Origin of the sequence: Halorussus marinus (assembly GCF_004521895.1) — an archaeon.
Lineage (GTDB): Archaea > Halobacteriota > Halobacteria > Halobacteriales > Haladaptataceae > Halorussus > Halorussus marinus.
Genome location: NZ_SBIR01000007.1, coordinates 202,945 through 213,794 on the forward strand (window position 1 = coordinate 202,945; position 10,850 = coordinate 213,794).

The following is a 10,850-nucleotide window of genomic DNA, read 5'->3' on the forward strand; positions in this document are numbered from 1 at the left end:
GGAGGGACCGACCGCCGTCCGGTCGGCGGTGTTTTCGGAGAGCGACGCGACGAGTGGGCGAGACCGACCGAACCGTTCCGAGGGCTCACCAGACGCGGACCGCGGGGGTCTCGCAGTCTTCGCACACCACGGCGTCGTCTCCCTTGAATCGCCCGCGGACGAGCGTCCCGGAACTACACCAGTCGCAGTCGTCGCCCGCGAGGGTCGCCAGCACCGAGTCGGTCGCGTGTCGAGCGGAGGATCGCTGCATCGTTTCGAACCCTGCGGCGTCGGCGTATGAAAGTGTCGGTTCGGGAAGTGATCCCGGAGGCGCGCCCGTCGGCTCACATCTGGATCTTCCACGTCCACCGCGAGTCGAGGTAGTACCGGTAGATGCCGCTGAGGAAGATCGCGATGCCGTTGCCGAGCAGGTACATGAGCCCGCCCCACGTCACGAACGCGTAGAGGAGTCCGACCTGCAGGGGGATCGCGGTCCCACGGACGATGTTCGTCCGGACAAGCCCCACTAGATACTGGAGCCGGGAGGTGTGCTGGGCGTGTTGGAACGTCCAGGCGTTGTTGACGACGTACTGGAGGAGGATGGTGGTCTCGATCGAGAGCGTCGCCGCGACCAGATAGTTGAGCCCCGCGAACTCGACCAGCACCCAGAGGAGTCCCGTCTGGACGAGTGCGGCCCCCGATCCAACGAGGACGAACCGGTAGAGCCGGACGATCGTCGGCTTGTCGACGAAGTCCTGAACGCTCGAGTATCCCATCGTTAGCTGTCTCTCCGGAACTCCGGGTCCGCTCGGTCGCTCCGGCCCGCGTCGATGCGTCGGGCGACCGTCGGCGTCGGTGCGTAGCGTGCGATGGCCCGATGTCCGGGCGCCGCGAACTAAAGTCGTTGGCTTTCGCGCGCACACTACCGTCGGACTGACATTTCGGAGGTGGCGAAATTTTACTACTATCGTTGTATCACGAGGGCTGCTTTGAATACGGATAATTTATTAAAATTTAACGTCGGTCTGGCCCACATTCTCACGGAGACGATAGGCAAATGTTTATTTATGTTCGATATAAACACCGACTCAAGCTGTATGACTGGAGATGACAACCACGCTTGGCTTGACCGGCGCGACTACCTGAAGTACGTCGGTGCAACCGGCGTCGGCGGCACGTTAGCCGGCTGTACGAGTGGCGGCGGATCGAACGAGGACGGGGAGACGACCACGTCCGATGAGGACACCGAGACCGAAGAGACGGACGGCGGCGACGGCGGAGAACCGTCGACGTTCGTCGTCGGGATGAGCAGCAAGGCCTCGACGCTCGACGTCCACTCCGCGACGCGTCGGCCCGAGAACACGATCCTCTCGGCCATCAACGAGACGCTGTTCCGACTCGACGAGGACACCGAACCGGTCCCCCACCTCGCGAGCGACTACTCGCGCAACGACGACGCGACCGAGTTCACCTTCCAGCTCGAAGAAGGCGTCACCTTCCACGACGGATCGACCTTCGACGCCGAAATCGCAAAGTGGAGCTACGAGCGGTTCCTCGAGAACTCGCCGAACTCGTATCTTCTCGGTCCGGTCGACACCATCGAGGCGACCGGCGACTACGAGCTGACGATCACCATGGAGGACTCGTACCCGCTTCTCCCGCGGTATCTCACCAACTGGTCCACCGCGTTCGTCTCGAAGGCGGCGGTCGAGGAACACGGCGACGACTACGGACAGGCCACCGCGGTCGGCACCGGCCCGTATCAGTTCGACACCTGGGAGCGCGGTACCGGGGTCACCGTCACGAAGTTCGAAGAGTACGACTGGGGGCCGGAGTTCGCCGAGAACCAGGGGCCCGGGAAGGCCGGTGCGTTCGAGTTCCGGCTGCTGCCCGAGGCGACGACGCTCCTCCAAGAGCTCACTAACGGCGACGTCCACGGCTCGTCGTACGTCACGCTCAGCGACGTCGAACAGGTCGAGAGCTCGAACAACACCGAGCTCCTCCGCAAGGAGTACACGCGACCGGGCTATCTGGCGATGAACGTCCAGAAGGAGCCGACCGACGACGTCCGGGTCCGCCGGGCGATCAACCACGCGATTCAGAAACAGCCGGTCATCGACGCGGCCCTCGGCGGCGAGGGGTATCCCATCTGGAGCATCGTCCCGTCGATCGCGGTCAACGGGCTCAGCGAGGACCGCTCGAAGGAGCTCGGCGAGCAGTACGACCCCGAGAAAGCCCGCTCGCTCCTCGAGGAGGCAGGCTGGACCAACAGCTCCGAAGGCGAAACCCGCTCGAAGAACGGCGAGGACCTGGAGCTCACCTTCTACGCGTTCACCATCCCGCGGTACGCACAGATGGGGAAGGTCGTCGCGCCGATGCTCGGCGAGGTCGGCATCAACGCCAACCTCGAAGTGCTCGAAGCCGGCACCCTCTACAACAACCTCGAATCGGGCAACCACCACCTGACGACGATGGCGTACGGTGGCAACTGGGCGACCAACGCGCTCGAACCGATCCTGAAGGGCGAGAACACCGCGACCGAGGGCGGCACGAACTACTCGCTGTGGCAAAACGACGAGTTCGACGAACTCCTCAAGACCGGAAAGACCCACCCCGACGCCGAGAAGCGCGATCAGGCGATGGTCGACGCTCAGGAACTCGTGCTCGAAGAAGTCCCCGTCGCGCCAATCTGTGCGTTCAACAAGGTGTACGGGTACAAGAGCGACATCGAAGGCATCGACAACTGGACCGAACACGAGTGGTGGCCGGACCAGGAGTGGCTGAACCGCCTCGAGTTCGACGCCTGAGATCAACACCCACCCCGATATCGATACTTTCCAACCGTGTTTCAGTACGTAGTCCGACGGTTACTCGTCATGATCCCCGTTCTGATCGGCGTGACGCTGGTCATCTCGTCGGTCGTCTACCTCTCGCCGGGGAACCCGGCACAGATAGCGCTCGGTCAGAACGCGAACCCCGAGGCGATCGAGGAACTCGAAGCCGAGATGGGGCTGAACGACCCGCCCCACGTCAGGTACCTCGACTGGCTTGCCGGCGCCGCGCAGGGCGATCTCGGAACGTCGGTCCGGTCTCAACGCCCCGTCTCGGAGATGATAATGGAGCGGTTACCGGCGACCCTAGAGTTAGCGATAGCGTCGATGGCGTTGACGCTCATCATCGCGCTCCCTCTGGGGGTGATAAGCGCGGTCAAGCAGTACACCTGGGTCGACTCCCTCTCGATGGTGTTCGCCATCTTCTGGATATCGATGCCGTCGTTCTGGCTCGCGCTCATCCTGATCCTGTTGTTCTCGGTCAACTGGAGCATCTTCCCCATCTCGGGGCGGGCCACCCCGGTGTTCACCGCGACGTGGCTGATGTCGCTCGCGCTCCCGGCGATCGCGACCGGTACCCGGCGGGCGGGACTGCTCACGCGGATGACCCGGTCGTCGATGCTGGAGATACTCAACGAGGACTACATCCGCACCGCCCGCGGGAAGGGAATCGGCGACAGCGCGGTCATCTACACCCACGCGATGAAAAACGCGATGATACCGATCATCACGCTCATCGGGCTCCAGATCCCGCTCATCTTCTCGGGGGCGGTCATCATCGAGACGGTGTTCGCGTGGCCGGGGATGGGGCGGCTCCTCGTAAACGCGGTGTTGAGCCGCGACTACCCCGTGGTCCAGGGGACGGTCCTGGTGTACGCGGTCATCGTCATCGCCGCCAACCTCGCAGTGGACGTGGCGTACAGCTACTTCGACCCCAGAATCAAGTACGATTAACATGTCAGTAGGACACTCAGACAGCGACGACGAGGGCGATGGGACCCCGAAGGGCGGTCAAGGGTCTCGCGTCGCCACCGGACAGCTCGCCCGCGCGCGGACTGTCCTCCGTCGCGTCATGCAGAATCGCTTCGCGGTCTTCGGGCTCGTCGTGGTGGTGGCGTTGCTGGTCACCGCGGCGTTCGCCCCGTGGATAGCGCCCTACGAGCCGACCGAACAGAACTACGACGCGCTGAAGGAGCCTCCGAGCCTCGAACACCCGTTCGGGACCGACACCTACGGCCGGGACGTGTTCTCCCGGGTGGTGTTCGGCTCGCGGTACGCGGTGTTCCTCGGCGTCGTCATCGTCGGCATCGAGATGCTGATCGGCGTCTCGCTCGGGCTCCTCGCGGGCTACTACGGCGGCTGGACCGAGGCCGGAATCATGCGGCTCGTGGACATCAGCCTCTCTATCCCGGCGATCGTCCTCGCGCTGGCCATCGCCGGGATGCTCGGGGGTGGTCTGTTTCCGCTGATAGTCGCGGTCAGCCTGGTGGGCTGGCGCGGGTTCGCCAGGCTGGTCCGGGGCGACGTCAAGAGCGTGATGGAAGAAGAGTACATCGAATCGGCCAACGCCGCCGGGCTCAGCGACTTCCGAGTCATCACGCGGTACGTCCTGCCGAACGCGGCGTCGAGCATCATCGTCTACGCGACCCTGACCATCCCGACGGTCATCCTGTGGAGCGCGGGACTCTCGTTCCTGGGGATGGGCGTCCAGCCCCCGAAGCCCGAGTGGGGCGCGATCCTCGCGGCGGGTCGCGGGGACATCGACTCCGCGTGGTGGATCGCGACGTTCCCGGGGCTGGCGATCATGCTCACGGTCATCGGCTTCAACGGGCTCGGCGACGGGCTCAGAGACGCACTCGACCCGAGGCAGGTGAGATAACGTGACGGACCCACTACTCGAAATCGACGACCTGCACGTCCACTTCCACACCGAAGAAGGCACCGTCGAAGCGCTCGACGGCGTCTCGCTGACGGTCGAGCGCGACGAGGTGGTCGGCGTCATCGGCGAGAGCGGCTGTGGGAAGAGCGTGACAGCCTTCTCGACGATGGGACTGTTGCAGTCCCCGCCCGCAGAGGTGGTGTCGGGGTCGATCCGGTACGACGGCCGCGAGCTCCTCGACCTCTCGGACGACGAACTCGACGGCATCCGGGGCGACGACATCACGATGATCTATCAGGACCCGATGTCGTCGCTCAACCCGGTGTTGACGATCGGTCACCAGCTGACCGAGCCGCTGTTGGCCCACCGCGACATCTCGAAGGCGGCCGCCCGCCAGAAGGCGATCGAGATGCTGGAGGCCTGCGGACTGGCCGACGCCGAGCGGCTCATGGACGAGTACCCCGACGCGCTCAGCGGCGGGATGCGCCAGCGGGTGGTCATCGCGATGGCGCTCATCACCGAGCCGAAGCTCCTCATCGCCGACGAGCCGACGACCGCCCTCGACGTGACGATTCAGGCCCAGATCATGGACCTCCTGCGGGACCTGCGCGAGGAGTTCGAGATGAGCGTCCTGATCATCAGCCACGACCTCGCGGTCATCAGCGAGATCGCCGACCGGATGGCGGTGATGTACGCCGGCAACGTCGTCGAGACGTGTTCGATGCGCGAGCTGTTCGAGGCCCCGCTCCACCCGTACACGCGGAAACTGGCCGAGAGCATCCCGTCGCTGGAGACGTCGGTCCAACGACTGCCGACGATCGAAGGGACCGTCCCCGAACTCATCGACCCGCCCACGGGGTGTCGGTTCGCCAGCCGGTGTCCCGACTACATCGGCTCGGAGTGCGACGAGATCGACCCCCAACTCGCCGAACCCGAGGGGATCCGGGACCACGAGGTCGCGTGCCACTACTACACCGACGAGAGCGACGCCGAACCGCCGTGGCAGATACAGGGAGTTGAGGATCAATGAGTCTCCAACGAACTCAGGACGCCGAGAGCACAGACGCGCTCCTCGCGGCCGAGGAGGTCCAGAAGTACTTCCCGATCCGGTCGGGGATCCTGAAGCGCCACACCGCCGACGTGAAGGCGGTCGACGGCGTGAGCTTCGAGATCCGACGCGGCGAGACGCTCGGGCTGGTCGGCGAGTCGGGCTGTGGGAAGTCGACGCTCGGCAAGACGATGATGCGGCTACTCGACCCGACCGGCGGCCGGATCTACTTCGACGGCGAGGACATCACCGACGTCTCGCGCAAGCGGCTCCGCCAGCTCCGCCGGGACATGCAGATCATCTTCCAGGACCCGGGGTCGAGCCTCAACCCCCGGATGAACGTCGCCGACCTCATCACCGAGCCGATGCGGTCGCTGACCGACTGGGACAAGACCAAGCGACAGAACCGGCTGTACGAGCTCATCGAGGAGGTCGACCTCCAGGAGAACCACCTCACGCGAGCGCCACACGAGTTCTCGGGCGGCCAGCAACAGCGCATCGCCATCGCGCGCGCGCTCAGCGTGAACCCGAGCCTCATCGTCGCCGACGAGCCGACGAGCGCGCTCGACGTGAGCGTGCAGGCGAAGATCCTGAACCTGATGGAGGACCTCCAGGAGAAGTACAATCTGACCTATCTGTTCATCTCCCACGACCTCAGCGTCATCAAACACATCTGCGACCGGGTGGCGGTGATGTACCTCGGCGAACTCGCGGAGGTCGCGCCCGCCGATCGGCTGTTCGAGACCCCCAAACACCCCTACACCCGGGCGCTCCTCTCGGGCGTTCCGCGGGCGAACGCCGAGCGGATGGACGACCGGATCATCCTCGACGGGAGCGTCCCGAGCCCGGAAGATCCCCCGTCGGGCTGTCGGTTCCACACCCGGTGTCAGGAGTACATCGGCGACGTCTGTGAGACGTCGGATCCGGAACTCGACGCGGTCGGCGACGGCCACGTCTGTGCGTGTCACCACTACGACTGACGGTGCGCGCCAACCCATCGGCCCTGCGCGCTCGCCGGGTTTTCTGATCGCGCCCGGGCGTGTAGATTTCCCGTTGGCCCAGACTTATTATGACCCGTCGACAGCTTCAGGTATGGTACTGACAACACTGCCCACCGAAGAGTTCGAAGCGCGAATCGCGGTCGTCCGCGACGAGCTCGCGGCGAACGACTACGACGCGCTGTGTCTGTTCTCGGCGACGGACATCGAGTGGCTCTCGGGCTTTCACCACCTCCAGACCGAACGGCCGGTGTGTCTCGCGGTCACTCAGGACGCGGTGGCGGTGACGGTGCCGCGGCTCGAAGCCGACCGCGCGGACAGCGACGAGTTCCCCGCCGTCGAGTCAGTCTACACCTACTACGACTACCCCGGCGACGGCGAAGGGACCTACTACGAGCACCCGAGCCGGACGCCCGAGGCGACCATCGCCGCGATGCTCGACGACCTCGGCGTCGAGACCGTCGCGGCCGACGCCAACGGCGCGCCGGGGTTCTGGGGCTACTCCGGGCCCGCGCTCGACGAACTCGCGGCCGTCTCGGTCGAGACCGTCGAGTGGATCCCCGAGCTCCGAAAGGAGAAATCCGAGGCCGAGTTCGACCTCATGCGCCACTCGGCGAAGTGGGGGAACCTCGCCCACCGGAAGCTGGCCGAGTACGCCGAACCCGGCGCCCACGAGCTCTGGGTCGCCAAGCGCGCCAGCCTCGACGCCTCGATGGCGATGCTCGACACCCTCGGCGACCGGTACGACTCGCACCTCCGGGGCGGGTTCCCCGCCAGCTGTGGGTTCCTCTCGGGGGAGAACTCCGCGCTCCCCCACGGCCTGACCGAGAACCGCCGGCTGGAGGAAGGCGACGTGCTCGTGACCGGCGCGAGCGCGAACGTCGGCGGCTACAAGAGCGAACTCGAACGCACGATGTTCGTCGGCGATCCCACCGACGAGCAGGCCCACTACTTCGAACTGATGCTGGAGGCCCAGACGATCGGCATCGAGGAGAGCGGTCCGGGCGTCCCGTGTTCGCGCGTCGACCAGAAGGTCCACGACTACCTCGACGAGCAGGGCGTGCTGGAGTACGCCCAACACCACACGGGCCACAACCTCGGGATGGAGGCCCACGAGCGGGAGTTCATCGACCGCGGGAGCGAGGAGGTCATGCGCCCGGGCCACGCCTACTCCATCGAGCCCGGCATCTACCTCCCGGGCGAGGCGGGCTACCGCCACTCGGACACCATCCTCATCACCGAGGACGGCGTCGAGCAGATCACCTACTACCCCCGAGACCTCGAGAGCAACGTCATCCGGTGGTGAGCCCGGCGTCGCCGGGCCCGAGGACCGAGACGAGTGTCGGCTTTCACCGAGGGGCGACGTAACCCACGGTTAGAGCGCGTGGAAGCCGGTCGGGGTCGCGACCGACGACTGATTTTTCACCCCCGGGCGTCGGTGTCCGGACCGGGGTACTCCCCGCCCTCGACCGCCCCGTAGAGGCTCGCGGCGTCGAACAGTCCCGCGAACCCCGCCGGCGTCTTCACCGAGACGTCGAGTCGCGAGCCGAGCTCGGCCCCGGCCTTCGCGTTCCGCAGGTCGTCGTCGTAGCTCAACAGGTGGGCCGCTCCGCCCCGATACGCGCTCGCCAGCGCGGGGTGGTCGCCCGGCGGGTGGTCGACCGCCACCCGGAGGTCCTCGATGCGGTCGCGCCACGCCCGGGCGAGGTCCTCGTCGGCGAGCGCCGCGACGACGGCCTCCGCGTCGTCGAGCAGGGGGTCGCTTGCGACCAGTTTCACCCACGAGTGGGCCCGGACCGCGTCCAGCGCCTCCCGGGCCGCCCCGCCGACGAGCAGGTCGGCCGCCAGCACGTCGGCGTCGGCGACGATCCGGGCGGGGTCGGTCTCACGCTCGGCCATCGCCGCCCTCCTCGGTGGCCCGGCGGGCCGCGAGTCGGTCGCGTATCGCCGCCACGTCTGTCCGGTGGGTCGCCCCACGCTCGAAGAGTTCCGCCCAGTCCATGTCGGCACTCGGGGGCGCGCGAAGAAAAATCCTCTCCCGGGGCGTTCGCCGCCGTCCGGACGGCGCTCGCTTCGGTGGGCGTCCGGCGATCGGCCGCGCTACTCGCCGAAGGCGTTCGTCTCGACGGTGTCCTCGTAGCTCATCGAGTCGAGTTCGACGGTGAACGTCTGGCCGGCGTACTCGACCACGACGTAGTACGAAACCGACAGCGCCGACCGCTCGCCGTTTTCGAGGTGGCTGACCCACCACTCGGGAATCTGGTCGGTGTCGAGGTAGCCGGTGGTCGAGACCTCGCGAGTGGTCCCGCCCGGGATGGTCGTTCCGACGTCGCTCTCGTTGTCGGCCAGCACCACGTCGTTCATCCGGATCTCGTAGCCGAACGTCTCGACGGTCATCGGGCCGGTCCGCTCGTTTGTCACGTCGCCGGCGATCGCCATCGGCGTGGCGTTCATCGTGGGTTCGCCCCACTGGGCGTCCATGTTTTCGAGCGTGGCGGCGTGCTGGCCCCGGATCTCGACGCGCTCCTCGCTGCCGTCGAAGCCGCCGAGGAGGTCGGTCTCGAACGCGGTCGAGCGCTCGGGCACGTCGACGGGGACCGCGGCGAATCCGACGTCTGCGGTCACGTCGGCCGCGGTCGTCAGCTCGGTCCGCTCGCCGCGCGTGACGTGACTCAGCCACCACCGCTTGACGGTGTCGTCGCCGACTGCGCTCTCGAAGCTGATCTCGTTGCGCCCCTCGGTGAGCGTGGCTCGCTTGCGGTCCTCGATGAGGGCCACGTCGTTGAGCGACACCCGGTAGTTCGCGTCGAGCGCGACCTCGCCGAGCGTCCCGTTCGCGCCGTTGGGGTTGTCGACGACCACGGTCGTCCCGAACCGCGTGCCGGCCTCGGTGTTCGTCCACCCGCGCTCTACCGACTCGACGGTCGGGGCCGCGAAGTCGGTGTCGGCGCCGGCGTCGAGTTCGCGGGCCGTCGCCTCGCCGCCGCCGAGGATGTCGGTCTCGAAGGCGACGCGCTTGCTCATGAACGACAGCGGGATCCGTTCGGTGCCGTCGTCGGTCTCGACCTCCGCGAACGCCTCGACCGCGAGGGTGGTCTGCTCGTCGTTGCGGACGTGGCTGACCCACCACTCGTCGAGCTTCCGGTTGTCGAGCACCGACTGTATCCGGATGGTCTCGGTCTCGTTGGCGCCGATCTCGACGCGCTCGCCCGTCGTGCCCTCGGCGACGGTCACGTCGTTCATCGAGACGGTGTATCCGATCGTCCCGAACTCGATGGGCTCGCCGTTGGGGTTGGTGACGGTGCCCGAGAACCGGAGCGGGGTCTCGTCGGTCGTCGCCGTTCCCCACGAGGCGTCGGTCTCCTCGACGGTCAGGAGCGTCCGGCCGCCGGCTTCCACCGACTCGGCCGAGTCGCTGTCGAACGCCGCGAGCAGGTCCGTCGAGAAGGTCCGCTCTTGGGCGTCCAACTCGGTGGAGAAAAGCGGCGCGTTCACCGACGGTCTGATCGAGACCGTGGTCTGCTCGCCGTCGTTGATGTGGCTCGCCCACCACTCGGGGATCTTCCGGTTGTCGATGTCGGTCCGGAGGACCAGTTCGTTCTGGCCCGACGAGAGGCTGACCGCGCCGCTGGCCCCCGACGCGACGGTCACGTCGTTCATCGCCACGTCGTAGGAGACGCCCGCGACGCCCGGTATCCCCACGCCGTTGGGGTTGTTCACGACGACCCGGGTCTCGACGCCGGTCGTCTCGTCGGTCACCTCGCCCCACTGGTTGTCGATCGATTCGACGGTCGGCGCCTCGGGGCTCACGACGCCGGTCGTCAGCGCCGCGCCGACCCCGACGGCCGTGACGACCAGCCCGGCCGCGAGCACGGCCGCGACCTTGCCGAGCGTGCCGCCGACGATGCTCATCGTTCCGCCTCCGTTCGCCGTTCGCGTGCCATGTGAGGCTGTTTCGAGACTACCCGTAAGTATGTTTCCCGACTCGCGGCGGTCGTGTTTAGTTAAGAGTGAAGGATGAGGCGGGAGTGATTTTGTGCTGATCCATGGCCAAAATCACCCGCCTCAGCGGTTGTAGTGACTGGATCGACTTGGAGTTTGTGGAGCGTGAACGG

Annotated in this window: 10 protein-coding genes and 1 pseudogene; 7 read left to right on the forward strand and 4 right to left on the reverse strand. The window is 66.4% G+C overall.

Annotated elements, in window-relative coordinates; translation table 11 throughout:
* Positions 1-85: 85 nt before the first annotated feature.
* Together EPL04_RS18770 and EPL04_RS11190 are read right to left on the reverse strand one after the other, a co-directional pair.
* The gene (locus EPL04_RS18770; protein WP_167599459.1) at positions 86-250 is read right to left on the reverse strand and encodes an HVO_A0556 family zinc finger protein; all 165 of its coding nucleotides are present in this window, start codon (positions 248-250) and stop codon (positions 86-88) included.
* A gap of 73 nt (positions 251-323) precedes the next feature.
* Positions 324-755, reverse strand: coding sequence for a GtrA family protein (locus tag EPL04_RS11190; protein ID WP_134671431.1), 432 nt, complete (start codon positions 753-755; stop codon positions 324-326).
* A 321-nt stretch (positions 756-1,076) separates the two neighbouring features.
* On the opposite strand from EPL04_RS11190, the gene EPL04_RS11195 reads away from it, so the two are divergent.
* The 6 genes from EPL04_RS11195 (at position 1,077) to EPL04_RS11220 (ending at position 8,041) form a co-directional block, all read left to right on the forward strand.
* On the forward strand, positions 1,077-2,786 hold the full coding sequence (locus EPL04_RS11195; protein WP_134671432.1) for an ABC transporter substrate-binding protein: 1,710 nt from the start codon (positions 1,077-1,079) through the stop codon (positions 2,784-2,786).
* A 36-nt stretch (positions 2,787-2,822) separates the two neighbouring features.
* Positions 2,823-3,764 carry an ABC transporter permease gene (locus EPL04_RS11200; protein ID WP_134671433.1) on the forward strand — a complete coding sequence of 314 codons (942 nt, stop codon included), beginning with the start codon at positions 2,823-2,825 and terminating at the stop codon, positions 3,762-3,764.
* 1 nt (position 3,765) lies between these two features.
* The gene (locus EPL04_RS11205) at positions 3,766-4,689 is read left to right on the forward strand and encodes an ABC transporter permease (RefSeq protein WP_134671434.1); all 924 of its coding nucleotides are present in this window, start codon (positions 3,766-3,768) and stop codon (positions 4,687-4,689) included.
* Between the two features lies 1 nt (position 4,690).
* Entirely contained in the window at positions 4,691-5,719 is a 1,029-nt protein-coding gene (locus EPL04_RS11210) for an ABC transporter ATP-binding protein (RefSeq protein WP_134671435.1), read from the forward strand.
* Positions 5,716-6,717 carry an ABC transporter ATP-binding protein gene (locus EPL04_RS11215; RefSeq protein WP_134671436.1) on the forward strand — a complete coding sequence of 334 codons (1,002 nt, stop codon included), beginning with the start codon at positions 5,716-5,718 and terminating at the stop codon, positions 6,715-6,717. Before EPL04_RS11210 ends, EPL04_RS11215 begins: the two co-directional genes overlap by 4 nt.
* A gap of 112 nt (positions 6,718-6,829) precedes the next feature.
* Positions 6,830-8,041, forward strand: coding sequence for a M24 family metallopeptidase (locus EPL04_RS11220; protein ID WP_134671437.1), 1,212 nt, complete (start codon positions 6,830-6,832; stop codon positions 8,039-8,041).
* A 116-nt stretch (positions 8,042-8,157) separates the two neighbouring features.
* Here EPL04_RS11220 and EPL04_RS11225 read toward each other — a convergent pair whose 3' ends face one another.
* The gene (locus tag EPL04_RS11225; RefSeq protein WP_134671438.1) at positions 8,158-8,634 is read right to left on the reverse strand and encodes a DUF7384 family protein; all 477 of its coding nucleotides are present in this window, start codon (positions 8,632-8,634) and stop codon (positions 8,158-8,160) included.
* A 201-nt stretch (positions 8,635-8,835) separates the two neighbouring features.
* Complete coding sequence (locus EPL04_RS11230; RefSeq protein WP_134671439.1) at positions 8,836-10,647, reverse strand: LEA type 2 family protein; 1,812 nt, start codon at positions 10,645-10,647, stop codon at positions 8,836-8,838.
* Positions 10,648-10,781: 134 nt separating this feature from the next.
* On the opposite strand from EPL04_RS11230, the pseudogene EPL04_RS11235 reads away from it, so the two are divergent.
* A pseudogene (locus EPL04_RS11235) lies at positions 10,782-10,850 on the forward strand (IS6 family transposase); the annotation flags it as partial.

Bases quoted from the DNA above. Each gene is read 5' to 3' on its own strand.
- EPL04_RS11205 (WP_134671434.1), top strand. From the start codon at position 3,766: ATGTCAGTAGGACACTCAGACAGCGACGACGAGGGCGATGGGACCCCG.
- EPL04_RS18770 (WP_167599459.1), bottom strand. From the start codon at position 250: ATGCAGCGATCCTCCGCTCGACACGCGACCGACTCGGTGCTGGCGACC.
- EPL04_RS11190 (WP_134671431.1), bottom strand. From the start codon at position 755: ATGGGATACTCGAGCGTTCAGGACTTCGTCGACAAGCCGACGATCGTC.
- EPL04_RS11225 (WP_134671438.1), bottom strand. From the start codon at position 8,634: ATGGCCGAGCGTGAGACCGACCCCGCCCGGATCGTCGCCGACGCCGAC.
- EPL04_RS11195 (WP_134671432.1), top strand. From the start codon at position 1,077: ATGACTGGAGATGACAACCACGCTTGGCTTGACCGGCGCGACTACCTG.
- EPL04_RS11215 (WP_134671436.1), top strand. From the start codon at position 5,716: ATGAGTCTCCAACGAACTCAGGACGCCGAGAGCACAGACGCGCTCCTC.
- EPL04_RS11230 (WP_134671439.1), bottom strand. From the start codon at position 10,647: ATGAGCATCGTCGGCGGCACGCTCGGCAAGGTCGCGGCCGTGCTCGCG.
- EPL04_RS11220 (WP_134671437.1), top strand. From the start codon at position 6,830: ATGGTACTGACAACACTGCCCACCGAAGAGTTCGAAGCGCGAATCGCG.